Raw genomic sequence first — 24467 nt, forward strand, 5'->3', positions numbered from 1 at the left:
GTACCAAGCCCGGGAATATTGGTTTACGGGGCGCGGGCGAGATGAAAAATATTCGGTTTATATTATCTATCTGTCTTCGGGCTGACAACTGTTATCCAAACAAAAAGGTCGTCTGAAAAGGTTTCTAAGCTTTTCAAACGACCTTTGGTCTTGTGCGAACGGTAAGCCTGCTTATAACAGCGGACTCATCAGGCGGACGGTGTTTTCTATCAGCCCGCGGAATTTGGAGCGTTGCTGCCATGCTTTGACGGTGATGTAGCTGCTGTTTTTGAGGTAGTCGCGTTGGAGGTTGCAGATTTGTTTGGTGATGTCGCGGTCGTAGATGGCGAGGCTGATTTCGAGGTTGAGGAAGAAGCTGCGCATGTCCATGTTGACTGTGCCGAAGAGGGCGTAGTCTTCGTCTATGGTCATGGTTTTGGCGTGCAGCAGTCCGCCTTCGAACATGGCGATTTTGACGCCTGCGTCGAGCAGCATGGGGTAGTAGGCGCGGGAGGCGTAGCGAACCATGAAGGAATCGACTTTGGCAGGCAGGATCAGGGTAACTTTGACGCCGCGTTTGGCAGCGATGGTCAATGCCATCAGGAGGGGTTCGTCGGGGACGAAATAGGGGGTGGTGATGGTGATTTGTTTGGTGGCGGCGTAAATCGCGCTGATGATGGTTTCGTAAATGACGTGGCTGCCTTGTTCGGGCGCGGAGGGGATGACTTGGGCGACGATGTCGCCCTGCTGCATTTTTTCGGGAAGGATTTCGGGAATGCGCTCTTGCGCCTGCGTCAGATATTGCTGCACGCTTTCGAGGTTTTCGTCGGTTTCGACGGCGAGGTCGGCAAAGAAGACGGCGGAGAGTTCGAGTACCAGCGGGCCGGTGCAGCGCATCATGACGTCCACCCATTCGCCGACGCCTGAATCTTTTTTGAAGAAGCGGGGATCGGCGAGGTTGAAGCTGCCGGTGTAGCCGATTTTGCTGTCGATGACGAGGATTTTGCGGTGGTTGCGCAGGTCGGTGCGGGTGAAGAAGGTGCGCCAGACGCCGACGGGCAAGGAGGCGTGGACTTCTATGCCGGCTTCGCGCAGGGTTTCTACCCAGCCGCTGTCGAAAAAGCGGCTGCTGCCGACGGCATCGGCGAGGATGGCGCAATCCAAACCTCTGTCGGCGGCGGCGAGGAGTTCGTTTAACAGTTCTTCTATCCTGCCTTCGGGTTCGATGATGTAGAAGGCGAGCATGCAGGAATGGCGGGCGGCGCGGATGTCGGCAAGCATGGTGTCGATGATTTCATCGGTGGTGGACAGCAGCGTCATGGCGTTGTTACGCGTCGCGCCGAGTCCCGTTCCGCTCGCAGCGACTTTGCTGATGCCGTGATAACGGGATTTGACGTTTTCGCCGACGCCGAGGTAGATGTCGGAGAGGTAGGTTTCAGCGAAACTTTGGTAGAAGCGGTTCATCTCGCCCGTGCGCTTTGCCCGCGCCGTGCCGAGCCGCGGCTCGCCGATAAGCAGGTAGGCGATGGTACCGAAGACGGGGAAAAGGAAGAGGATAATCAGCCAGGCAAACGTGGAGCCGATGTTTTTTTGTTTGTACAACACGCGCAAGACGCAGCCGAGCGCGGCGCAGGTATGGGCGAAAATGAAGATTTCTGTCCAGGTGATGTCTTTTAGAAAAGTCATGTTCGATAGGCGGTGGAGGAATGGCGGGAGTGGATGTATAGTGGATTAACTAAATCAGGACAAGGCGACGAGGCCGCAGACAGTTACAGATAGTACGGAACCGATTCACTTGGTGCTTCAGCACCTTAGAGAATCGTTCTCTTTGAGCTAAGGCGAGGCAACGCCGTACTGGTTTAAAGTTAATCCACTATATTTTTGAGTCTGACTGGTTTGAGGCGGTAAGGTTCAGATGGTGAGTATATACAAAGGTCGCCTGAAAAACGAGTTGACACCGATAAGCGGGTGTTTTTCGTTTTCAGACGACCTTTTGAGTTTTGTTTTAGTGAAACTCACTACGCTCGTTTTAGCGAAACTCGCTTCGCTCGTTTTCAGACGACCTTTTAGGTTTTTTTATTAGGATTGGGTGCGTCAAAGCACTAAAAGATACAGCCAGAGACCTTTGCAATAACATAGGTTACTAAAATTTTATGCTCAATCTCATTTTCAAAATACAAAACTTTTCTGATTTTTCCTACTTTTTGCTCAATATTTAGGAATGTTTTAGACAATTGAAAATTTTTTGGCGCATTTTTATGCGTCAAATTTCGTTAACAGACTATTTTTGCAAAGGTCTCAGCCAGTAGGCAAAGCCGCCCAATGCTGCGCCTGCGGGCAGGTCAATCAGGTAGTGCTGTTTGGTAAAGATGCAGGACAGGGCAATCAATACGGGAAAGAGGAACGCGGCGGCGCCCAAAGTCGGCAGCGCGTGCAGGGCGGTCAGCATGGCGACGGAAACGTGCATACTGGGGAAGCAGTTGCTGGCTTGGTCGAATTTTTGAACAAACTGTAAAAACCATTCGGACGGTGTTTTACCGGTATTGATGCTGCGCCAATGCGGCGGGGTGGAAACGGGAAACAGCCAGAAAAACAGCATTTGCATAAACAGCAACATCAGGAAGCTGAACGCCATCATGTTGAAATGGCGGTGGTCGGTGGCGATGATGTTGAGGTAGAGGATGGCGGGGTAGTAAAGGAAGCTGTATATCCACGACCAACGCGGGCGGAAAGGGATTTTTTCGTCTATCGGGGAATTCCAAACAATCTCTTTGCGCAAAGGGTGGCGCTGGGTATAAAAGTAAAACTGATAAGCGCCGATAATCATCACGCCGCTCAATATCAGATTGACGAAATAGTCTTGAAAGTTCATGTGTGTGTTCCTAGAGGGCTGTCAACATTCAATAGTTTCCGTGTCTTTTTATCCTCAAAGCAGCATCTTCCGCGTTGGAAATCCTCGCAAGGTGTCCAACCTTGTTGCGGTTTCCGTCTTGAATCTTCCGCTTTGTGAACAAAAATCCACCGGGAAAATTAAATGTTGACAGCCCCTAAAAAGATGGATTTTATTGAAATTGGAAAGGTTGTTTTAAAGAACATCATCATACCTGCCTTTTGAAATATGTGAAATCAATTTGATTTGGGTAAATATGCAGTCAATTAAATAGAAAATGTCTGATTTTTACTTTTCATCCAATATAAAAAGGTCGTCTGAAAACCAAACCGGCAAGCAGATTGGGTTTTCAGACGACCTTTTACGTTACGCCCAATCAGGCGTGATATTGGCGCGACAGTTCGTGTACGGTATCGACTAAGATTTTGGCGTGTTCGGGGTCGGCGTGTTGGTTGATGCCGTGTCCGAGGTTGAAGACATGGCCGCTGCCGTTTCCGTAGTCGGCTAGGATGCGCGCGACTTCGGTGCGGATGGATTCAGGCGTGCCAAAGAGGGCAAACGGGTCGAAGTTGCCTTGCAGGGCGACTTGGTTGCCGACGCGGCGGCGTGCTTCGCCGATGTTGCACGTCCAGTCCAAGCCCAATGCGTCTGCGCCGATTTCCGCCATGCCCTCCAGCCACAGCCCGCCGCCTTTGGCAAACACGATAACGGGAACGCGTCTGCCTTCGCTTTCGCGTTTCAAACCGGCAACGATTTGGCGGATGTATTTGAGGCTGAATTCTTTAAACGCCGCATCGCTCAGGACGCCGCCCCAAGTGTCGAAAATCTGCACGGCCTGCGCGCCCGCGTCGATTTGGGCGTTGAGGTAGGCGGTAACGGCTTGGGCGTTGGTGTCGAGGATTTTGTGCAGCAAATCGGGACGCGAGTACATCATGGTTTTGATGGTGCGGAATTCTTTGCTGCTGCCGCCTTCGACCATATAGCAGGCGAGCGTGAACGGGCTGCCGGAGAAACCGATAAGCGGTACGCAGCCGTCCAATGCTTTGCGGATGGAGCCGACGGCGTCAAAGACGTATTGCAGTTTTTCCATATCGGGAACTTGCAGCTTGGCAATGTCGGCTTCGTGTTGCAAGGCGCGTTCGAATTTCGGGCCTTCGCCTTCGGCAAAATACAGACCCAAGCCCATTGCGTCGGGGACGGTCAGGATGTCGGAGAACAGAATCGCCGCGTCCAAATCGAAGCGGTCTAAGGGCTGGATGGTGACTTCGGTCGCCAATTCGGTGTTTTTACACAAATCGAGGAAGCTGCCCGCTTTCGCGCGTGTGGCTTTGTATTCGGGCAGATAACGCCCCGCCTGACGCATCATCCAAATCGGTGTGTATTCGACGGGCTGTTTGAGCAGGGCGCGGAGAAAGGTGTCGTTTTTCAAAGAGGTCATGTGGGGCTTTCGGTTTGTTTGTAAAACGGGGAAGGAAAACGGTTTTCAGACGACCTTTGCGGCGGTTTCCGCAATAAAAGGTCGTCTGAAAAGGTGGATAGATAAAGATATTTCCCAAACTCAGCTATGCTGCTCCAACGCTGCGTGGCGTTCGTCATCGGAGACGGCTTCCAAAACCAATTTCCGCTGTTCCTGAGCTTTTTGCGGTTGTCCGGTTTCGTCGAGTACGCGCGCCAGCATGAGGCGGGCGGCGATGCTCGGTTGCAGGGCGATGCTGGCTTCGAGGTAACTTTGCGCCTTGCCCCACAGGCTGCGGCCATAGGCAAGCTGTCCGAGGTACATCAAGAGCGGCGCGTCGTCGGGTTTGTCTTTCAGCCAAGAATCGGCAAGGTCGATGGCTTTTTGCTGGCCGCGTTCGTTGAAGAAGCGGACGCTTTCGACGAAGGCTTCCAAAAGTTCGGGGCGGCGGTTTTGCGGGTAGTATTGGCGCACCCATTTGACGGCTTCGGTATAGAGTCCGAGACGCTCGTATTTTTCGGCAATGGCGACACACAATTCGTCCGCCTTGAGTGCTTCGGGAATGCGCTTCAGACAGGTTTTCAGACCGGTTGCGTCTGATGCTTCCGCCAACAGGCGGCGGTATGCCCAGCTTTGGTATTGTTCCGCTTCAAAATCGTTAATCGCGCCGACTTTCATCAGTTTTTCGGATTTCGCCAACACATCTTCCGCATCGCCGTGGTCAAAGGCATAACGCAGTTGCAGGCGGGCAAGGCGGGACAGGTTGGGATGGATGCGCGCGGCAGCGTTCAGATTTTCCAGGGCGGTCGGATAATCACGGCGGCCGAGTGCGGACTCTGCCAACAACAGATAGCGGGAAAGCTGCTGTTTGTTCGGCAGTTTTTCAATGTCTTTCAGGTAGTGGTCGCGCAGTTCGAAGTTTTCCATTTGGTCGGCGGCGTGCGCGCCCAGCATCAACGCGAGGTTGCGGTTGTCGCCGGCTTCTTTGTTTTCCAATACTTTGGCGGCTTCCTGCTCCGCTTTTTCAAAGCGGCCTTCAAAAAACGCCAAACCTGCGCTGTTCAAAGCAACGGCTGCCTGACGGCCTTTGCGCGCCGTACCGAAACGCTGCATACGGGCGGGGATGTTCATCAGGCCGACGATGAATTTGATCAGGAAATACAGGGTAACGACAAACAGAACCAGCCCTAAGATAAAGGCGTGCAGGTTGACCCGCATCATGACCTGTCCGACGACGATATAGACATTACCTGTGTAAATACCGGAAGTTAGGACGATACCGACTGCAGTGGCGAATAAAACGACAATCCAGACGACGGCTTTCATGCACGGCCTCCTTTGGTCTCAGCATCGGCGGCAGGGCGGCTTTGTTTTTCAGGGGCCGCTTTCTTTTCCGGCTCGGAAATGTTTTGCGGTTTGGCCTCGGAAGGCAACGCCGGAGCTTCTAAAGGCTTCGTGTCTGCTTGGGCGGAAGGGGCGGGTTTCTGTGCAGGAGCGGGTCTTGCTTTGGCAGGATGGGCAGCCCTCGGAGCCGGTGCGGTTTTCGGTGCGGAAGCAGTTTCATTCACCTGCGAGGCGGTTTGAGGAGCGGCAGCTTCGGACGCGGCGGAGGGCAGGGGCGCGGACGAGGCGGTTGTTACGGGTTCGGGCAGCGCGACCGGAGTGCGCGTACCGTCTTGATAGGCGCGGATTGCGCTGAGGCTGGCTTTCAAACTGTCGTCTGAAATCATACGTACATCCAGCGCTTTCAATTCGGACAACTCTTTCAGCCATGCCTGTGTTGCGGGCGATTTGCCGTCAAAGTATTGCTTGACTGCCGCTTCGACGTAGTTCAAATCGCTTTGATAAACCTCGCCGTTGTGCTGCATTAGCGCGGTACGCGCATCCAAAAGGCGCAGGCGCAGGTTTTCGCGGACGAAATACGCCTGTTCGGGCGACAGCAGCATCGCGTCTTTATTGTCGAGTCGGCGGACTTCCACCAGCCCTTTCAGTGCAACCAAAGATTTATCCCAAGTATTTTGCCACCAAGAGCCTGAAGATGCGCCGTTGCTTTGCGCCTGTTCGCCCGGCTGCAATACGCCGTCCAACACCAGCGGCAGGCCGGAAACGGCGGTTTCCAAACGGTCGAGGCGCAGCGCCGTGCCGGAAATATCGACATACGGACGGTTTTTCAATGCCGCCAAATCATGGCTGACGGCTTGTTTGATGGGCAGCAGCTCGGGCTGGTCGAAACGGCTCAGGCGGCCGTCGATATGTTCCAACACCGCCGCCGCGCCTTGTACGTTGCCCGACAGCAGCAGTTGCTGCGAGGCGAGGTTCAACATGGTTTCCGCTTCGTCAACCAGCCAGTTGACGCGCCCTTTGGTCAGCTCCTGATACGCTTTTTGCGTCAACAGGATTTGTTCGCTGTTTGCCATTTGGGCTTTGCTCAAGCGCTCCAATTCGGCTTGGATGGCGGTTTGGCGGTTTAAATGGTCTTTCAGGAGTAAAGCGTTTTCAGATTCGCCCAAGGCGGCTTTATCGAGCTTTTGGTTAAACGAAAGCTCTTGGTTTTTCAAGACGTTTTGTCCTTGCACAAACAAAAAGCCGCTTGCGCCCAAACCCAGCAGCGCCAGCACCAGCGCGCCTACCGCCAGCCCTCTGTCGCCGGATTGTTTGATGATGACGGGGGCGGGTTGGTTTTGAGGAAGATTTTTAGATTCAGACATGTGTGTTCCTGCGTATTCGGAGGTTTTAGGCTGCTTGGCCTTTTTCGGAGCCACTGTTTCAGACGACCCCGCGTTACCCTGACTGTCGACGATAATCGGCCGACCGGCTTCGTTTGCTTCGGATGGATTGTCTTCAGACCGGCTCATCGGTTTGCTCCTTAGGAAATGATGAAAGTGCCGCTTTCAGAGAAGCGACGACCCGTATGTGGCGCGCACCCGCCTCGCGAAGCGCGTCGGCTATACGCGGATGATGGGTGAAGTATAACAAGGATTCGAAGAATCGGGAAAATTGCGGCGGAACCTGCGAAAACAGCCCGCGCACCAGTTCGCCCGAAGCGATAAAGGCGGCATCAATGGATTCGGCATCAAAATCCTGCCAATTCAATCCATTAGGTCGTCTGAAATACGCTTCCGCGATTTCCACCGCAAAGCCTTTTTTCTTTAACGACTCCGCCAAAAAATCGCGCCCGCCGCGTCCGCGCACAATCAATACGCGCGCGCCCTGCGGCAGCGTATCCCAAACCGGCAGCCGCAACACTGCCTCGCTGTCGTTGCCTTCTTGCGGCACAGACACATTTTTCGCGCCACACCGCTGCAAAGCCTGACCGCTTGCCTGACCGACCGCAACCTGAACCTTCAGGTCGTCTGAAAAATCCACATACGGCGCAGCGGTTTCAACCGCCGTCGGACTGACCCAAAACACCGCATCCGCACGGGAAAACTGTTCTTTCAAGCCGCGCAACGCCGCTTCGTCAGGCTCGATTTCAACCGGACTCAACACCCGCGCGCGCCACCCTGCCTGCGAACAGGTGCGCACATCGTCTCCCGCACGCGCGGACGGACGGACAATCAGCATGACAGGCATTTCAGACGACCTCATAGGATGGATAATGGGTGATGACGTTTAAATCGGTTTGAAAAAGCATATCCAATGGATATAATTCTTTTTGTATTTTTACGGCTGAACCCTGCCAAGTCAATACTGAGTATGGTTTCAATAATGTATTGGACGGTATGGAAGGGTGGGATTTGATTTTAGGAAAACATAATATGAACAAAATAGCGACCATACTTTTCGCTGCGTTACTGGTGCCGTCTGTCTCTTTTGCAAGCGGAGACAATGCCGCCAAGGTCAGTTTGGTGAAGAAGATTTATCAAGAAGCAAGCCGCGATGATGAATCGGGTGTGAAGATTTTGAACCGATATGCCGATGCTTCTTTGAAAAAAGCCATCCGTACTGCCTCTCGGTCGGCGGATTTGTGCATAGAGGCCGATCCGATATGGAACAGTCAGGATCCTAAAACCGAAGCCAAGGTCAGCGTGTCTGCCTTGCCCAACGGCAAAATTCGTGCCGGCTTCAAACAATGGGGGCATCCGACCAAAGTAGATTATTCGGTCAGCTGCTCCGGAAATGTCTGCAAAGTGACGGATGTCGATCATCTCAAACGGACTTGGCTGCAATGCCGTTAATTTGTTGGATTCATTAAAAGGTCGTCTGAAAATATTTTTCAGACGACTTTTTTATACTGGGAGCTGTCGAGATTCAATAGTTTCCGTTGCGTTGGAAATCCTCGCAAGGCATCCAACCTTGTTGCGGTTTCCGCCTTGAATCTTCCGTTTATAAACAAAAATCCGCTTGGAAAATTAAATGTCGAGAGCCACCGGTTACCAAATGCCAAACCATTGTCCGCCTGATTCTTGACGGCGCTCGTTGTGCCCGCCGTTTTGCCCTTCGCGCTCTTCGCGGCGGAAGTCCCACGGGGCTTGGGGATTTTTACCGCTCCACAAGCCTTTGCGTTTTTGTTTCGCCTGTTTTTGGGCGGCGGCGTAATCGGTATAGGCGGTTTTGCTTTGTTGTTTTTTGGCGTAGCTGTCGTAATGCCATGCCGCTCCGTCGCGGAGTTGCATGAGGTTCAAATCGGTCGTCCCGACGGAAACTTGCGCGACTTCGCGTTGGTAGCGGTCTGTTTCAAATACGCGTACCTTCACCTTTTTGCCGTCGGCGGCATCAATCAAGTTGTCCCGCGAACGCGTGCCGTATGCCTGATTGATTTCGGGTGCGTCGATATACGCCATGCGGATTTTGTGTTTTGCGCCGTCTTCGTCGATAACGTGGAGGGTGTCGCCGTCGTGGATTTTGGAGATTTTGCCGCGATAGGTATGGGGAGTGGTGGAATTGCGTTTTTGAGTGTGCGGATGGCTTTGGTGTACAGTATTTTCAGACGACCCTGATTTGACGGTTTCCGATAATAATGCGCCGAAGGCTTCCATACCGAGATGGCTGCTGCCTGTGAGCGCAGAAGCGAATTGCACGCCGGAGCGGATGATTTCGGTATCGCGCGAGCTGTAACCCAATGCGCCCAAGACGGACAAAACCACGGGAAGCCATTTTAAGATTGTTTTGGTTTTCATAAGGTTGACGGTGGTTTGTTTGAGGTTGTCTGAAATTTTTCAGACGACCTTTGACCTTTGGGGGATGGTTGTATTAACCGAACAGTCTGTTCACATCAGAGGCTTTTTTGCGGTAAGGCAGGCGGATATCGACGCGGAAGATGCCGTCGAGTTGGCGGCTTTGGATTTTGGCATCGTTGTCGTACATCAGCGTCAGGCGTTCTTTGAGGTTGTGCAATGCCATTGAGTTGCCTTTGTGCGGTTTGGCGTTTTCGCTGCTTTCGGGCGGGGTGTACGGGTTTTCGATGCGGATGTAGATGGATGATTTGTTGAGCTTGGTAAACACAGTAATCATGCCGGGACGGTGGGTCGATTCGACGCCGTGGAAGACCGCGTTTTCCAAAAGGGGTTGGAGCAGGAGGTGCGGCGTTTCCGCGTCATCGGGCGCCTGGTGCTGCCACATCACTTGCACGCGCATATGGCCCATGCGGATTTGTTCGATGGCGATGTATTCCTGCGCCCATTCGATTTCCTGTCCTAAAGTGCTGCTTTGACTGCCGTCCCGCAGTTGGGCGCGGAAGAGGTTGGCGAGGTTCTCCAGCAGGGTTTCCGCATCATACGGGCGCAGGCGGATGAGGCTGATGGCGGCGTTGAGGCTGTTGAACAGGAAATGCGGGCGGATGCGGGCAGTCAGCGCGCTGAGGCGGGCTTCGGAAATCGAAGGCGCAAGGCCGTTCCGGCGCGAAGCTTCGTAATACATCAGCCCGAGCAGGAAAAGGTTGAACAGGAAGAAATGTTGCGAGAGCGTTCTGCCGTGTGTTTTCAGAATGAAGAAATCGACGATTGCAAATATCGATAAGTTCAAAAAATAGGTAATAATGACGCCGTAGGGCGATGTTTTGATGGCAGGGGTGAAGATATTGACAAAATAGGCTTTAACCAAAATCCCCAGCAATACGGGAAACACCCATTGGGAATGATGGTAAATCTCTGCGGAATAGGAGAGCGAAGAATCGCTGATCAAGGGTAAAAAGAACAGACTGCCCAAGACAATAATCAAAAGGCGCACGACTGTTGCCGAATTGCGCAGGTCCGGGACGGCGAATGTATTGTTGATTTGACGTATAATAGACATAAAATTTCCAACCGTTTTCTTTTAATGCGTTTATACGAGCCTTATTGGCTCTGTTATTTTATCTGAAGGACGAAACCATGAGTAAGGACAAAACCTGGTCGGGCCGTTTTAACGAGCCTGTTTCCGAACTGGTGAAAAAATACACCGGTTCGATCGATTTCGATAAACGGCTTGCCGAGTGGGACATTCAGGGTTCGCTGGCTCACGCGCAAATGCTTGTTCAATCAGGTGTTTTGAGTGAAGAAGATTTGGCGGCGATTCGTCAGGGAATGGCGGAGATTATAGCAGAAATCAAGGACGGTACTATTTCTTGGTCGCTGGATTTGGAAGACGTCCACATGAACATCGAACGCCGCCTGACCGAAAAAATCGGCGATGCCGGCAAACGCCTGCATACCGGCCGCAGCCGCAACGACCAAGTCGCCACCGACATCCGCCTGTGGCTGCGCGACCAGATTACCGTCATTCAAGACCTGATTCGAAGCCTGCAAACGGCTTTGGTCGATTTGGCGGAACAAAACGCCGAAACCGTCATGCCCGGTTTCACCCATCTGCAAGTCGCCCAGCCCGTCAGCTTCGGACACCATATGCTCGCCTACGTCGAAATGCTCGGACGTGATTTCGAGCGTATGACCGACTGTCGCAAACGCGTCAACCGTATGCCGCTCGGCGCTGCCGCCCTTGCCGGTACGACCTATCCGATTCAGCGCGAAATCACCGCCGAATTGCTGGGCTTTGAACAAATCTGCCAAAACTCGCTCGATGCCGTATCCGACCGCGATTTTGCCGTCGAGTTCACCGCCGCCGCCTCGCTGATTATGGTTCACCTGAGCCGCCTGTCCGAAGAATTGATTTTGTGGATGAGTCCGCGTTTCGGCTTTATCGACATCGCCGACCGTTTCTGCACAGGTTCGTCCATCATGCCGCAGAAGAAAAATCCCGATGTGCCCGAACTCGTGCGCGGCAAATCCGGCCGTGTCATCGGACACCTTATCGGCCTGATTACCCTGATGAAATCTCAGCCTTTGGCATACAACAAAGACAATCAGGAAGACAAAGAACCGCTGTTTGACACCGCCGACACACTCATCGACACCCTGCGGATTTACGCTGACATGATGCGCGGCGTGACCGTCAAACCCGACAATATGCGCGCCGCCGTGATGCAGGGCTTCGCTACCGCCACCGATTTGGCGGATTATTTGGTGAAAAAAGGCATGCCTTTCCGCGACAGCCACGAAGTCGTCGCCCAAGCCGTGCGCCACGCCGACCAAGCAGGCGTTGATTTGAGCGAACTGCCGATCGAAGTTCTGCAAGGTTTCAGCAAGCTGATTTCAGACGACGTGTACGGCGTACTGACACCCGAAGGCAGCCTGAACGCGCGTAACCACTTGGGCGGCACCGCGCCGGAGCAAGTACGCTTCCAAGTGAAACGCTGGCGGAAATTGTTGGCTTAAAGAGAAATAGATAGAAAGGTCGTCTGAAAACGGGAAACAGGGTTTCAGACGACCTTTTGATGTGTAAAGAGCCATTTATATCGGATTCAAAATATAGTGGATTAACTTTAAACCAGTACGGCATTGCCTCGCCTTAGCTCAAAGAGAACGATTCTCTAAGGTGCTGAAGCACCAAGTGAATCGGTTCCGTACTGTCTGTACTGTCTGCGGCTTCGTCGCCCTTGTCCTGATTTAAATTTAATCCACTATACAAGTGAAAGCAGTATCAGCATCTGCTTGCTGTCTAAGCTGGATTCACATCGACAAGCAGAATTTTATTATTTAAAACCATCTTAAATCAGAAACAGAGGTCGTCTGAAAATCGAAAACAGGTTTTCAGACGACCTCATACTTTTCCTTTAAATCAAACCGTCACACCGACAATTGTTCCAACAAAGCCTGTTTCAACGACGACTGCGTTTTCGGGTTTTTCAAATCGGGGCTGAAGACGATGAAGCTGTCTTCGACGCGTTCGTCCAGCGTGGAAATTTTGGCGTAGCGCAGGCTGACGTTGTGGGCGAAGAAGACTTCCGCCATGTCGGCGAGCAGGAAGGGGCGGTTGACGGCGGTGATTTCGACGGAGTACCAGTCGGGGTAGTCTTCTTCGGGGGTAATGGTGATGCTCGGCGCAATCGGCATGTAGCGGCTGCGGCGGCTGATGCGGCGGCTGCGGCTTTGGGTTTCGGCAACGGTGTGTCCGTGGATAAAGCTGTTGAGTTCGGCTTCGAGCGCGCTTTGGATGTCGGGGTAGTCTTCGGGGGCGTGCTGCGAGGGGATTTGTACGATGAAGGTGTCGAGGATGTAGTCGTGTTCGGTGATGAAGGCGCGGGCGGCGAGAATGTCGAAACCGTGGCGGCTGAAGATGCGGCAGAGGCGGGCGAACAGGCGCGGACCGTTGGGCATGAAGACCATGACTTGGAAGCTGTCGCTTTTGGGCAGGATGCGGCTGCGGACGATGGGGGTTTCAAAGTCGTGTACGAGGTTGGCGGCGTGCCACAGGATTTCGCGGGACTGATGGCGGGCGAAGTAGGCGGAACCGAGCGTGTTCCATAGTTTTTTCTGCTGTTTTTCGGGGACGGCGGCGCGGGTAAGCAATTCGGCGGCTTCTTGCTGGCGGCGGCCGAAGAGGGCGTGCGGGTTGCCGCCGTTGCCTGCGAGGTAGCGTCCGGCGGCGTGGAACAGGCTTTCCAGCAGGCTGGCGCGCCATGCGTTCCACAGTTTGGGATTGGTGCCGCGTATGTCGGAAATGGTCAGGAGGTAGAGCGCGCTGAGGCGTTCGTGGGTTTGTACGCGTTTGCAGAAGGCATCGAGTACGTCGGGGTCTTGGATGTCTTCTTTTTGGGCGACGGTGGACATGAGCAGGTGGTTTTCGACCAGCCAGGCGAGCAGGTTGCTTTCTTCTTCGGTCAGGAAGTGGTCGGCGGCAAATTGGCGCGCGTCTGCGATGCCTTGTACGGCATGGTCGCCGCCGCGTCCTTTGGCGATGTCGTGGAAGAAGGCGGCGAGATAGAGGATGTCTTGTTTCTCAAAGGACTGCATCAGTGCGGAGGCGTAGGGCAGCTCGTGGCTGTGCATGTCTAGGGCAAGGCGGCGGACGTTGCGGACGACGGCGAGGATGTGGTCGTCCACAGGATAGATGTGGAACAGGTCATGCTGGAGCAGCCCGACGATTTTTTCCCACGCGGGCAGATAGCGGCCCAACACGCCGTAGAGGTTGAGAAAGCGCAGGGTTTGGGTCAGTCCGTTGCCGCTGCGGAAAAAGCCGGCGAAGCGGCGGCGGTTTTCGGGATTTTGGTAGAAGCTGCGGTTGATTTTGCGCGTCGCGCCCCACCAAGCGCGCAGGGTTTGTGGTTCGAGCGCGGTAATGTCGTTGCGCTGCTGCATGATTTCGACAATTTTGAAAATGTGTTCGGGTCGTCTGAAAAAAATATCGGTGTGCCGTGCGGCGATTTGATTGTTCACTTGGATGTAATCGTCGTCAATCCGCAGGGTAACGCGCATCGGCGTGGAGGAAACGCGGCTTTGCAGCATGGGTGTGAGGATGCCGCTCAATTGTTTGACGGTTTTAATCGCGCGGTAAAACACGCGCATCAGTTCTTCGCTTTGACGGCGGAGATTCAAGCCTTGATAGCCCATGCTTTCGGCGACTTGCGGCTGCAAATCGAACAGCAGGCGGTCTTCGGCGCGTTTTGCGTTTAAATGCAGATGGATGCGGATGTGGGCGAGGCGGCGGTAGCCGTGTGAAAGCATGCCGGCTTCGGTGCGCGTCAGAATGCCTTGTTTGACCAGCGCAGGCAGGTTGGCCGCCAAGCCTTGCGCCTTCGCTATCCAAAGCAGGGTGTGGATGTCGCGCAGACCGCCGGGACAGCTTTTGATGTTCGGCTCCAATACCGCTCCCGAACCTTGCGATTTGGCATGGCGGTGTTCCATCTCCACCAGTTTTGCTTCGATAAACGCCGCTACATTGCGTTGCGCGTTCATTTTTTCCGCCAACTCGTCCGCTATTTGGCGGTTGCCGAACAAAAAACGGGCCTCTAAAAACGCCGTGTCCCCCGTAATATCATCGCGCACGCTTTCACACAGTTCGTCAACGCTGCCGCTTTTGACCGACGGTGAAAGTTTCATATCCCACAAAGCCTGAACGAAAGCCGCAATTTTTTCTTGAAGGTCGTCTGAAACGGTTTCAGACGACACGACTGACAAATCTAAATCAGAATAAGGATACAGCTCGCCGCGCCCGAAGCCGCCGGTCGCCATCAGGCATAATGCGCTGTTTTGAAAATGTTCTACCCACAATGCCGCCAGCAAGGTTTCGACTGCCGCCGTGTATTCCCTGAAAAATACCGACACGCGGTTGGCTTTCAAATAATGCGCTTCGGCGGCAGTGCGTTGCTGTTTGAAGGTTTCCAATGCTGAAGACAGGTTTGCAGACATTTTTTATTCTTTCAAGTAGTGGGGAGAGGGCGCGGATGATTCGGCAGTCAAATATCGTTTTCAGACGACCTCTGTTGGGCATCAGAGGGATTGGTCATCAGGTTTAGCAGCTCCTGCGGCGGCAGCAGCAACTGATACGCAGCCACACCCAAAGCCGTCGCCATTTTTTCAATATTCGACAACGCAATGTTCCAGCGTTTGCGCTCCACAGCCGATACATAAGTCCTGTCCAAACCGCATTGCCGCGCCAGCTCTTCCTGAGACCAGCCTTTATTCACGCGGAAAAGCCGCATGTTGTACGCCAAGACCGCCCGTAAATCCTGCTCATCAGGCAGTTCGGCAGGCGGAGTCAATTTATTGCTCATGATTTTGTTTCCGGATAAATGGTTGAAGTTAAGAATTTGCTGTTACGGATTTTACTTCACATAAAAGCCAAAAAAAAGGGGTGGCAACAGCCACACCCAAACACACACACATCAAGAGGAAAGAGATAGAGAGTATTAAATCAAAGCAGATGCATCATCTACTGATCAGAAAATCTTGAGGACTTTGAGAAATGTCGTCTCAGTTCCAATGTCGGCGATTATAAATGAAACTCAATTTGGAGCTTTGATTCAAATCAAGTCTGAGGATTATTTATAAAATAAATTTTAAAGATAGGTTATGTTAATTGAAAACAGGGGCAGATTGAAGGCAATTCATCTATTTTTATTTTAGATTGTGAACAAAATCCGTGCATCCTGCCGAAAATTCCTCTATAATGCCTGCTCATTCGGAATGTAGCGCAGCCCGGTAGCGCACTTCGTTCGGGACGAAGGGGTCGGAGGTTCGAATCCTCTCATTCCGACCAAATATAAAAACCTGCTTTGATTGCATGATCAAAGCAGGTTTTTTCATATCGTGGTTTCAAGTCTGAATCCTGACATTTTGATATAGTGAAAATGACAATGGTTTTCTAATGTATCCAGCTATATCCCCTGTTTTGTTTTCAGACGACCTTTGTCTTTATGGTTTTCCCCTAAAAAATGCAAAATTCCCAGATGTTTTCACTATACTGCTTTTTGATATTCAGTTAAGAACCGTTAATCCGTTCGCGTATAATTTCAAGTTTTCCCAACAAGGCAGATGGTGTTTTATGTCTTCCAACCAACCCCGTCAAACTTGGTCCAACCGTTTGACTTATATCCTTACCGTTGCCGGCGCGACTGTCGGTTTCGGCGCGACGTGGCGTTTCCCGTATTTGGTCGGTGAAAACGGCGGCGGCGCGTATGTGTTTTTATTCTGTATCGCCATGTTTGTTATCGGTATTCCGATGATTTTGGTGGAAAACGTCATCGGACGGCGCAAAGGTGTGAATGCGCTGGATGCGTTCGGCGGCTCGTTGAACGGCAAACCTGTCGCTAAAATTTGGAAACTGGTCGGCTGGATGGGCTTGCTTGGCTCGTTCGGCATTATGGCGTATTACATGGTGCTCGGCGGCTGGGTGATCAGCTATATCGTTAATATTATTAGCGGAAACCTGAATATTTCCAGCCCTGTCAGCGGCGAACTAACGAAAAGCTTCTTTACCGAACACATCGAAAACAGCCCTTGGGAAATTGCGTTCTACACTTTCTTGTTTGTCATTGTGAACCAATGGATTTTGGTCAAAGGCGTCATCGGCGGTATTGAAAAAGCAGCGAAATACCTGATGCCGCTGCTGTTTTTGTTCCTGATTGCCATGGTCGTGCGCAACGTTACCCTGCCGGGCGCGATGGAAGGGATTACTTTCTATCTGAAGCCTGATTTCAGCAAGATTACCGCCGAACTTTTCGTCTTCGTTTTGGGGCAGGTATTTTTCGCACTGAGCTTGGGTTTCGGCGTGATGATTACTTTGTCCAGTTATCTGGATAAAAACGAGAATCTGGTTCAAACCGCAGTTATCACGGCAATTACCAATACCATCATCGCCGTACTGGCGGGCTTTATGATTTTTCCGTCGCTCTTCAGCTTCGGCGTCGCGCCCAATTCCGGTCCGACTTTGGTGTTCCAAAGTTTGCCGATTGTGTTCTCGAATATGTGGGCAGGACCTGTGTTCGCCGTGATTTTCTTCTCGCTGCTCCTGATTGCCGCGCTGACAACTTCACTGACCATTTATGAAGTGTTGATTACGACCATTCAGGAAAAAACCAAAATCCGCCGTACCGCCGCGATTACGATTGTACTGGCTGCCATCTTCATCTTCGGCAACATCCCGTCCATTCTGAGCTATGGTCCGTGGAAAGACGTTTCCGTGTTTGGCAAAAATATTTTCGATGCCTTCGATTACATCAGCGGCAACATCTTGTTTATGCTGACTGCGCTCGGCTCCGCGCTGTTTGTTGGTTTTGTGATGAAGGATGAAGCGAAGGACGAATTGCTTTATAAAGGCAACCATACGACGGTCAATATTTGGTTTGCCTATGTGAAATACCTCGTGCCGTTGGTGATTTTGCTGATTTTCGTCAGCAATTTGTTGTAATGGTACGTAAGGTCGTCTGAAAATTTTAAACTGCCTTATATTTCAGTATTGATAAAGCTTGTTCAGGCGGTTGATGTAAGCTGGGTTCTGTAAATGACAGAACTCAGCTTTTTTGATTTCAAGCCGAATTGTTGATGGTCGTAGTCTGCTTATATTTGATTACGATGGTTAAGCGTGAAGAGATAGTCGGGAACCTGTTCAAATTCAGGGCAAGGGGTCGTCTGAAAAGGAGGAATATTACAATAGGTTTACGGTTGCTTAAATCTACAAAGTTGGCCGCTTGTGATAAAGTTACGTTTGATTATGGCCGTATGAATTCTGATGCGGCTTTTTTGTACACAAAGGATTGTTATGTTGCTGTCCCCAACCCGCGCCCGCACGATTGCCGCTGCAGTCATGATGTTGTTTGCGGTGCAAGTTTCTGCCGCCAGGCAGGATAATGCCGTCGAGGTGAAAACACCGAAAGACGTGAAACAGATTATTCAAAAGAGAAACCGCTTTACGCCTGATGAATTCAAGGTCGAGCAGGCTCGCCGTGTGAATATACAAAACCGTGCAAATCAGATATTTACCTTGTTGAGCGGCGAAATACTGTTGCAGAAAGGTGATGCCGGTACGGCGTTGGCAACATACATGATGATGTTGAACAATACCAAATCGCCGGAGGTGGCAGAGCGCGCTTTAGAAATGGCGGTTTCGCTCAATGCGTTCCAACAGGCGGAAATGATTTATCAAAAATGGCGTGAAATCGAACCTGTTCCGGGTAATGCGCAAAAACGTATGACCTGGTTGCGCAATATCTTGCTGGGGCAGGGCGATAAGACCTTGAATGGTTTGGATGATATTTTGGCCAATGCCAGCGAAGAACAGAATCAGCGTATTTTCCTGCTGTTGGCTCAAGCGGCAATCCAGCAGCCGGGGTTGGCAGAGAAAGCTTCGTCACAAGTCCATAAGGAAGCTTTGAAATATAAAGATTTGCCGGAAGCTGCGATTGCCGATGTGATTTTCAGTGCGCAAGGTGGCAAAAAGAAACATGCCATTGCGGCATTGCAACGTTTGGCAGGGCTGGATGCAGAGATGCTGCCGCCGACTTTACTGACTTTGCGGCTGATGGCGCAACGCAGTCCCGAGATATTAAACGGCTTCTTCGAGCAAACCGATACGCGCAATCTTTCGCCCGTATGGCAGGAGTTGGAAATCGTCAACCTGATTTCCAATAAACAAAACGACAAAGCCTATGCGCGCCTGCGTACGCTGTTGGAAAATAACCCGAATCCAGACCTGTATATTCAGGCAGCGTTGTTGGCAAGCAATCGTAAAGACGATATTTCGACGATTATCAATTATTTGGATAAAGCGTATAACATCGGAACAAGCGAACAACAAAGCCGTGCCGCCCTGATTGGTGCGATGGCTTATGCCGATGTTAAAGACTATCCCAAAGCCAAACAATGGCTTGCCAAAGTTGTTTCCCCCAGTTATGTTTTTGATAAAGCAGTTTTCGGTGCTTCATTAGAGGCCGAACAAGGAAACGGTAAGGCAGCCTTGGCAGAAGCACGTCGGGCGCAAAGCCTGCCGGAACAGGAAGGGCGTTATTTCGGCAGTAAGGAATTGCAACGGGTTACCCTGTTTGCTTTGTCCAAACACGATAATTTGCAAGAAGCATTGTCCGAGCTGAATAAAATGTTGCCCAAGATAAGCCGGCAGCCGGATGCCATGGAGCAGTTGCCTGATGTTTTGTACCAACGAGCCATGATTTATGACCGTATGGGCGATCAGGGCAAGGCAATTGCCGATTTGCGCCGTGTAGTCGAATTGGCACCGGATAACGCTAACGGTTTGAATGCTTTGGGCTATATTTTGCTGTCCCCGACCAAGAAAAATTTAGACGAGGCCTTTAAACTGATTCAGGCTGCTTATCAAATCGAGCCGGAAAACCCCGCCATCAATGACAGTTTGGGTTGGGCGTATTTCCTGAAAGACGATGTGCAAACCGCATTGCCTTATTTGCAATATGCGTTTGAAAAATATCCCGATGCAGAAGTTGCCGCACACTTGGGCGAAGCATTGTGGGCATCCGGAGAGCAGGAAAAAGCCAAAAAAATATGGACAGACGGCCTGAAGGGTGAAGGCGATATGAAAATATTGCGGGAAACCATGAAGCGTTTCGGCGTGGAGGCTGCTCCTAAACCAACGAAAAAAGCCCAATCGGGGCGTTCCGTAAAATCGAAATAATGAAAGGGGTCGTCTGAAAACAAGGCATTGGAAGAAGCCGGGATGATAGACCGTTTTCAGACAACCTCTGGGAGTATTTATGAAATTACAAACCATAGTATCTATTGCAACACTGACTTTGCTTGCCGCTTGTGTGCACCCTAATTTGTCTCAGCAAAATGATTGGAAGCCTGCGGAGAATGTCAATGATTTCACTGCGGACGGAAGATTGGCAGTAAAAGTCGAAGAAAAAGGCTCTTACGCTAATTTTGACTGGTCCTATCAAAATCAAGTCCAAACGATTAGCGTCAATACGCCTTTGGGCAGTACGGTCGGACAGTTATGTAAAGACAATCAAGGTGTATTGGCAGTAGACAGTAAAGGTCGAGTCTATCAGGCAGAAACAGCAGAAGAACTCAGCAACAAACTTCTGGGCTATGAATTGCCTGTTCAATATCTGCATATTTGGGCGGATGGCAAACGCGTTGCCAATGCGCCATATCGATTGTTGCCCGATGGCCGTTTGGAACAATTTAATTGGACTATTACACGCAGCACCAATAGCGAAGGCAAGCCGAAAATCCTTCAATTGGAAAATGCCAAATTAAATGTCCGTCTGGTATTTGACGAAGTCAACCACGAACCTGCTGCCAGCGATCAGACGCAATGTGCAGCCCGCCTTAAAAAATAAAAAAAGAGCTTGATATGGACATTCCTTCCGACGCTCAAGCCTTTCCTGCGCCTGCTAAGTTGAATCTCGATTTGCGTATTACGGGCAGAAGGGATGACGGATACCATAATTTAGAAAGTATTTTCTGCCTTATCGGGCTGTATGATACCGTCTGCCTGAAGCTACGAGATGATAAAAAGATTATTCTGCATAATCCCACTGAAGGTATTCCCTGCGAACAAGATTTGGCTTATCGTGCCGCACTTTCTTTGCAGCAACATACCGGTTCCTGTCGTGGTGTGGAAATCTGGTTGGAGAAAAAGATTCCGACAGGGGGAGGATTGGGCGGAGGTAGCTCCGATGCGGCAACCGTGTTAATCGTGTTGAATCAATGGTGGCAATGTCGGCTGACAAGGCAACAGCTTATTGATTTGGCGGTTGGTTTGGGAGCGGATGTGCCGTTTTTCCTTTTTGGGCAAAGTGCTTTTGCACTAGGAATCGGTGAACAATTAGTCAAAATAGAAATTCCTAAACAATGGTATGTGATAGTCAAACCGTTGGTACATGTTTCTACTGCTAAAATTTTCTCGCATGAGAGCTTGACACGAAATTCCAAACCAAGCATAATGCCGACTTTCCAATCTTTGCAGCCGTTTAGAAATGATATGCAGGCTGTTGTTTTTCAGGAATATCCTGAGGTTTGGAAAGCTTATTGTGAATTATCCGAATATGGTTCTGCGCTAATGACAGGATCTGGAGCGTGTATATTTCTCTCTACGGATAGTTGGCAAGAAGCAAACAATATATACCAACAAGTTTCACAATCATATGAAGCATATTGTGTTGAAGGTTTAGACGTTCATCCATTGTTTCAAATGATTTGATAAAGTTGGGGAGTCGTCAAGCGGTTAAGACACTGGATTTTGATTCCAGCATGCGAAGGTTCGAATCCTTCCTCCCCAGCCAAATCCCTTTGTTGGGGAGTCGTCAAGCGGTTAAGACACTGGATTTTGATTCCAGCATGCGAAGGTTCGAATCCTTCCTCCCCAGCCAGCACCCTTTATTGGGGAGTCGTCAAGCGGTTAAGACACTGGATTTTGATTCCAGCATGCGAAGGTTCGAATCCTTCCTCCCCAGCCAAATAAGAGCGTGTAAGTTCCCTTACACGCTCTTTTATGTTGAAAATCAATGACAACGCAGAAAAACTTTGTTTTATAGTGATAAATTTGGATTGTGATGAGGCGTGACAGTGATATAACGCTGCAAATTTAATTCACTATGCCGTTCATTGTGCGTATAATACCGCTCGTAATGTCTTGGACATAGGCAGAGGGAAGCATGACGTTTTCTGAGCGGAAGTTAAACATAAAATCAGGTGAAAATATGGCTGCATACGACAGTTTGATGGTATTTACCGGCAACGCAAATCCGGAGTTGGCGCAACGCGTTGTCAAACACTTGGATATTTCGTTAGGCGAAGCCTCAGTATCCAAATTCTCAGACGGCGAAATTGCCATCGAATTGATGGAAAACGTCCGTGGTCGTGATGTATTTATCCTGCAGCCCACCTGCGCCCCAACCAATGATAACCTAATGGAAATCCTGACGATGGCCGATGCGCTGAAACGCGCTTCCGCCGGTCGTATTACCGCGGCAATTCCCTATTTCGGCTATGCCCGCCAAGATCGCCGTCCGCGTTCTGTCCGCGTTCCGATTTCCGCCAAACTGGTGGCCAATATGTTGTATTCCGCAGGTATTGACCGCGTTTTGACTGTCGATTTGCATGCCGACCAGATTCAAGGTTTCTTTGATATCCCTGTCGACAACATCTATGCCACTCCTATTCTGTTGAATGATATCAAACAGCAGCGGATTGAAAACCTGACCGTAGTCAGCCCTGATATTGGCGGCGTAGTCCGAGCCCGCGCTGTGGCGAAATCATTAAATGCCGATTTGGCAATTATTGACAAACGCCGCCCGAAAGCCAATGTGGCGGAAGTCATGAACATCATCGGCGACATTCAAGGTCGTACCTGTCTGATTGTAGACGACATGATTGATACCGCGAATACGTTGTGTAAAGCTGCCGTCGCTTTGAAAGAGCGCGGGGCAGAACGTGTCTTGGCATATGCCAGCCATGCCGTATTCTCGGGAGAGGCAGTCAGCCGTATTGCCTCGTCTGAAATCGACCAAGTTGTCGTTACCGACACCATCCCTTTGTCTGAAGCGGCCAAACAATGCGACCGTATCCGTCAAGTGACGATTGCCGGCCTTTTGGCTGAAACGGTCCGCCGCATCAGCAATGAAGAATCCGTCTCATATCTTTTCAATGAAGAGGTGATGACAGGCAGCATGTTGCTGCCATAACCCCGAAGCCGTCTTAAGCTGGTCGCGGCCGATGACGGTAGTTTTATTTAATTTGGAGTATTTAACATGACTTATGAAATTCAAGCCTCTGTTCGTGAAGCACAAGGCACTGGTGCGAGCCGCCGCCTGCGTCGCGAAGGCCAAATCCCCGGCATTTTGTACGGTGAAGGTCAAGAGCCCGTTGCAATTGCTGTGGATCACAAAACTGTATTCTACGCATTGGAAAAAGAATCTTTCCACACTGCACTGATCAAACTGTCCCTGAACGGTGAAACCAAAGACGTTATCGTCCGTGATTTCCAAATGCACCCGTTCCGTCGCGAAGTTCAACATATCGACTTCCAAGCCGTTAAAGCCGACCAACCTGTACGCATCCGCGTTCCCCTGCACATTGTTAACGCTGAAAACTCTCAAGCCGTTAAACTGCAAGGCGGTCGCGTATCCCTGTTGAACACTACTGTTGAAGTGGTTGCTTTGCCTGCCAACATCCCTGCATACTTGGATTTGGACTGCACTAAAGTCGTTGCCGGCGACATCCTTCACCTGTCTGACATCCAACTGCCTGAAGGTGTAGAAAGCGTTTCTCTGAAACGTAACGAAAACCTGGCGGTTGCTACCGTTACCGGTAAAAAACGCTAATCATCGTTTCAAGGATGATTTGAAAAAACTGCACTAGTAATAGTGCAGTTTTTATTTTGCAGCCGTAAGCTAATTGCTTGATAGGATTTTAATAAAAAAGCATTGCAATGGAAATTTGCAATGCTTTTTTGTTATACCTCGCACCAATCTGCCGATTCTTGCCTTTGCATCAGTGCATTGGCTTGGCTTAAATTGGCGTCGGTCAGTACAGTATGGGTTGCGCCTGCGGCAACTTTTTCCCGTGCAATCAGAATGGTATGGGGAAAATAGGTTCGGACTTGTTCGTAATCATGCAAAACGGCAATGATGGCTTGACCTTCTTCATGGCATTGTTTCAATACGTCTAGCAATGCGTAAGTTGTCCGAGCATCTACCGCGTTAAAAGGTTCGTCCAAAAGCAAGAAGTTGGCGTTTTGAGCCAGCATCCGCGCAAATAGGACACGTTGGAATTGCCCGTTGGAAAGGTGGGCGATTTGACGGTCGGCAAGATCCTGAACGCCGACGCGCTCCAATGCAGCCATCACTCGTTGGTGTTGTTGGGCGTTCACGCGGCCAAAAAAGCCTATTTCGTACCATAAACCCATCGCGGCAAGCTCAAAGACAGTCATGGGCTGGCTGCGGTCAATGTCCGACTGCTGGGGCAGATAGGCGATATCTTTACGTTGCAATCCTTCAAGGGACACTTTGCCCGTATCGATGTTTTGAAGTCCCATAATGGCTTTGAGCAGCGTAGATTTTCCCGCACCGTTGGGGCCGAAAATTGCCCACATGCTGTGGTCTTCAAAAGTAATATCGATATGGTGGATGGCAGGGCGGCGTTGGTAGCTGACTGTCAGATTTTCTACCTTGATGCTCATGATGCGACTGCCCAAAAATATATTGCCCATAATGCTGCAATTGCAAGAAGGGCAATCAGCAGCCGTTGGAATAGGCCGGTTAAGAGAATAGAATTCATAAGTCGTAAAGCATTCAGACGACCTTAAGGTGATGAGTTGGCGTAAGCAGATAAGAACATCGGCGGCATATAACAAATTTTGATTTTGCTATGAACCGAAGTAATGCGCTACCGAATTATCGGTCTGCTCTAA

At 50.8% G+C, this 24467-nt stretch carries 19 protein-coding genes and 4 tRNA genes; 12 read left to right on the forward strand and 11 right to left on the reverse strand.

The features are described from left to right. Nucleotides 1-171: 171 nt before the first annotated feature. From cls to H3L95_RS02470, 6 genes are all read right to left on the reverse strand, one after another. On the reverse strand, nt 172-1665 hold the full coding sequence (cls, locus tag H3L95_RS02445) for a cardiolipin synthase (RefSeq protein ID WP_182096197.1): 1494 nt from the start codon (nt 1663-1665) through the stop codon (nt 172-174). A gap of 595 nt (nt 1666-2260) precedes the next feature. Continuing rightward, a complete protein-coding gene (locus H3L95_RS02450; RefSeq protein ID WP_003755277.1) occupies nt 2261-2851 on the reverse strand; it encodes a phosphatase PAP2 family protein in 591 nt (196 codons plus the stop codon). 394 nt (nt 2852-3245) lie between these two features. Next, nucleotides 3246-4307 (reverse strand): uroporphyrinogen decarboxylase, encoded by a 1062-nt coding sequence (gene hemE, locus H3L95_RS02455; protein WP_003755272.1) that lies wholly within the window; start codon nt 4305-4307, stop codon nt 3246-3248. 120 nt (nt 4308-4427) lie between these two features. Beyond that, the gene (locus H3L95_RS02460; RefSeq protein ID WP_003755270.1) at nt 4428-5651 is read right to left on the reverse strand and encodes a heme biosynthesis protein HemY; all 1224 of its coding nucleotides are present in this window, start codon (nt 5649-5651) and stop codon (nt 4428-4430) included. Further along, nucleotides 5648-7180: a uroporphyrinogen-III C-methyltransferase gene (locus H3L95_RS02465; RefSeq protein WP_003755268.1), complete on the reverse strand. Its 1533-nt coding sequence runs from the start codon at nt 7178-7180 to the stop codon at nt 5648-5650. The genes H3L95_RS02460 and H3L95_RS02465 overlap by 4 nt, the downstream gene beginning before the upstream one ends. Next, nucleotides 7167-7898, reverse strand: coding sequence for a uroporphyrinogen-III synthase (locus H3L95_RS02470; RefSeq protein ID WP_003755267.1), 732 nt, complete (start codon nt 7896-7898; stop codon nt 7167-7169). Before H3L95_RS02470 ends, H3L95_RS02465 begins: the two co-directional genes overlap by 14 nt. Before the next feature lie 185 nt (nt 7899-8083). On the opposite strand from H3L95_RS02470, the gene H3L95_RS02475 reads away from it, so the two are divergent. Beyond that, on the forward strand, nt 8084-8503 hold the full coding sequence (locus H3L95_RS02475; RefSeq protein WP_040667835.1) for a hypothetical protein: 420 nt from the start codon (nt 8084-8086) through the stop codon (nt 8501-8503). 195 nt (nt 8504-8698) lie between these two features. On the opposite strand, the gene H3L95_RS02480 is transcribed toward H3L95_RS02475, so the two are convergent. Further along, nucleotides 8699-9445, reverse strand: a complete 747-nt coding sequence (locus H3L95_RS02480; protein WP_003755260.1) for a thermonuclease family protein — start codon at nt 9443-9445, stop codon at nt 8699-8701. Nucleotides 9446-9518: 73 nt separating this feature from the next. Further along, nucleotides 9519-10559, reverse strand: a complete 1041-nt coding sequence (locus H3L95_RS02485; protein ID WP_003755259.1) for a sensor histidine kinase — start codon at nt 10557-10559, stop codon at nt 9519-9521. Nucleotides 10560-10636: 77 nt separating this feature from the next. Here H3L95_RS02485 and argH point away from each other — a divergent pair, with 77 nt between their 5' ends. Beyond that, complete coding sequence (argH, locus tag H3L95_RS02490) at nt 10637-12016, forward strand: argininosuccinate lyase (protein ID WP_040667834.1); 1380 nt, start codon at nt 10637-10639, stop codon at nt 12014-12016. A gap of 411 nt (nt 12017-12427) precedes the next feature. Here argH and glnD read toward each other — a convergent pair whose 3' ends face one another. Then, nucleotides 12428-14989: a [protein-PII] uridylyltransferase gene (glnD, locus tag H3L95_RS02495; protein ID WP_003755251.1), complete on the reverse strand. Its 2562-nt coding sequence runs from the start codon at nt 14987-14989 to the stop codon at nt 12428-12430. A 47-nt stretch (nt 14990-15036) separates the two neighbouring features. Then, on the reverse strand, nt 15037-15354 hold the full coding sequence (locus H3L95_RS02500; RefSeq protein ID WP_003755250.1) for a helix-turn-helix domain-containing protein: 318 nt from the start codon (nt 15352-15354) through the stop codon (nt 15037-15039). A 408-nt stretch (nt 15355-15762) separates the two neighbouring features. Between H3L95_RS02500 and H3L95_RS02505 the strand changes: the two genes are divergently transcribed. The 10 genes from H3L95_RS02505 (at nt 15763) to H3L95_RS02550 (ending at nt 23379) form a co-directional block, all read left to right on the forward strand. Continuing rightward, nucleotides 15763-15839, forward strand: a tRNA-Pro gene (locus tag H3L95_RS02505). A 285-nt stretch (nt 15840-16124) separates the two neighbouring features. Then, nucleotides 16125-17489: a sodium-dependent transporter gene (locus tag H3L95_RS02510; RefSeq protein WP_040667833.1), complete on the forward strand. Its 1365-nt coding sequence runs from the start codon at nt 16125-16127 to the stop codon at nt 17487-17489. A 351-nt stretch (nt 17490-17840) separates the two neighbouring features. Then, complete coding sequence (locus H3L95_RS02515; RefSeq protein ID WP_003755241.1) at nt 17841-19724, forward strand: tetratricopeptide repeat protein; 1884 nt, start codon at nt 17841-17843, stop codon at nt 19722-19724. Between the two features lie 79 nt (nt 19725-19803). Next, on the forward strand, nt 19804-20394 hold the full coding sequence (gene lolB, locus H3L95_RS02520; protein ID WP_003755239.1) for a lipoprotein insertase outer membrane protein LolB: 591 nt from the start codon (nt 19804-19806) through the stop codon (nt 20392-20394). Between the two features lie 14 nt (nt 20395-20408). After that, nucleotides 20409-21257, forward strand: a complete 849-nt coding sequence (gene ispE, locus H3L95_RS02525; RefSeq protein WP_003755236.1) for a 4-(cytidine 5'-diphospho)-2-C-methyl-D-erythritol kinase — start codon at nt 20409-20411, stop codon at nt 21255-21257. Between the two features lie 6 nt (nt 21258-21263). Further along, nucleotides 21264-21339: transfer RNA gene (locus H3L95_RS02530), tRNA-Gln, on the forward strand. A gap of 11 nt (nt 21340-21350) precedes the next feature. Next, nucleotides 21351-21426, forward strand: a tRNA-Gln gene (locus H3L95_RS02535). A gap of 11 nt (nt 21427-21437) precedes the next feature. Then, nucleotides 21438-21513: transfer RNA gene (locus tag H3L95_RS02540), tRNA-Gln, on the forward strand. 243 nt (nt 21514-21756) lie between these two features. Beyond that, nucleotides 21757-22740, forward strand: a complete 984-nt coding sequence (locus tag H3L95_RS02545; protein WP_045072760.1) for a ribose-phosphate pyrophosphokinase — start codon at nt 21757-21759, stop codon at nt 22738-22740. A gap of 66 nt (nt 22741-22806) precedes the next feature. After that, nucleotides 22807-23379, forward strand: a complete 573-nt coding sequence (locus tag H3L95_RS02550) for a 50S ribosomal protein L25/general stress protein Ctc (RefSeq protein WP_003755233.1) — start codon at nt 22807-22809, stop codon at nt 23377-23379. A 131-nt stretch (nt 23380-23510) separates the two neighbouring features. Here H3L95_RS02550 and H3L95_RS02555 read toward each other — a convergent pair whose 3' ends face one another. Further along, complete coding sequence (locus tag H3L95_RS02555) at nt 23511-24236, reverse strand: metal ABC transporter ATP-binding protein (protein WP_174263546.1); 726 nt, start codon at nt 24234-24236, stop codon at nt 23511-23513. Nucleotides 24237-24467 lie beyond the last annotated feature (231 nt).

The organism is Neisseria sicca (assembly GCF_014054945.1).
In the GTDB taxonomy this organism is placed as follows: Bacteria; Pseudomonadota; Gammaproteobacteria; order Burkholderiales; family Neisseriaceae; genus Neisseria; species Neisseria sicca.

Bases quoted from the DNA above. Each gene is read 5' to 3' on its own strand.
- cls (WP_182096197.1), bottom strand. From the start codon at position 1,665: ATGACTTTTCTAAAAGACATCACCTGGACAGAAATCTTCATTTTCGCC.
- H3L95_RS02450 (WP_003755277.1), bottom strand. From the start codon at position 2,851: ATGAACTTTCAAGACTATTTCGTCAATCTGATATTGAGCGGCGTGATG.
- hemE (WP_003755272.1), bottom strand. From the start codon at position 4,307: ATGACCTCTTTGAAAAACGACACCTTTCTCCGCGCCCTGCTCAAACAG.
- H3L95_RS02460 (WP_003755270.1), bottom strand. From the start codon at position 5,651: ATGAAAGCCGTCGTCTGGATTGTCGTTTTATTCGCCACTGCAGTCGGT.
- H3L95_RS02465 (WP_003755268.1), bottom strand. From the start codon at position 7,180: ATGAGCCGGTCTGAAGACAATCCATCCGAAGCAAACGAAGCCGGTCGG.
- H3L95_RS02470 (WP_003755267.1), bottom strand. From the start codon at position 7,898: ATGCCTGTCATGCTGATTGTCCGTCCGTCCGCGCGTGCGGGAGACGAT.
- H3L95_RS02475 (WP_040667835.1), top strand. From the start codon at position 8,084: ATGAACAAAATAGCGACCATACTTTTCGCTGCGTTACTGGTGCCGTCT.
- H3L95_RS02480 (WP_003755260.1), bottom strand. From the start codon at position 9,445: ATGAAAACCAAAACAATCTTAAAATGGCTTCCCGTGGTTTTGTCCGTC.
- H3L95_RS02485 (WP_003755259.1), bottom strand. From the start codon at position 10,559: ATGTCTATTATACGTCAAATCAACAATACATTCGCCGTCCCGGACCTG.
- argH (WP_040667834.1), top strand. From the start codon at position 10,637: ATGAGTAAGGACAAAACCTGGTCGGGCCGTTTTAACGAGCCTGTTTCC.
- glnD (WP_003755251.1), bottom strand. From the start codon at position 14,989: ATGTCTGCAAACCTGTCTTCAGCATTGGAAACCTTCAAACAGCAACGC.
- H3L95_RS02500 (WP_003755250.1), bottom strand. From the start codon at position 15,354: ATGAGCAATAAATTGACTCCGCCTGCCGAACTGCCTGATGAGCAGGAT.
- H3L95_RS02510 (WP_040667833.1), top strand. From the start codon at position 16,125: ATGTCTTCCAACCAACCCCGTCAAACTTGGTCCAACCGTTTGACTTAT.
- H3L95_RS02515 (WP_003755241.1), top strand. From the start codon at position 17,841: ATGTTGCTGTCCCCAACCCGCGCCCGCACGATTGCCGCTGCAGTCATG.
- lolB (WP_003755239.1), top strand. From the start codon at position 19,804: ATGAAATTACAAACCATAGTATCTATTGCAACACTGACTTTGCTTGCC.
- ispE (WP_003755236.1), top strand. From the start codon at position 20,409: ATGGACATTCCTTCCGACGCTCAAGCCTTTCCTGCGCCTGCTAAGTTG.
- H3L95_RS02545 (WP_045072760.1), top strand. From the start codon at position 21,757: ATGGCTGCATACGACAGTTTGATGGTATTTACCGGCAACGCAAATCCG.
- H3L95_RS02550 (WP_003755233.1), top strand. From the start codon at position 22,807: ATGACTTATGAAATTCAAGCCTCTGTTCGTGAAGCACAAGGCACTGGT.
- H3L95_RS02555 (WP_174263546.1), bottom strand. From the start codon at position 24,236: ATGAGCATCAAGGTAGAAAATCTGACAGTCAGCTACCAACGCCGCCCT.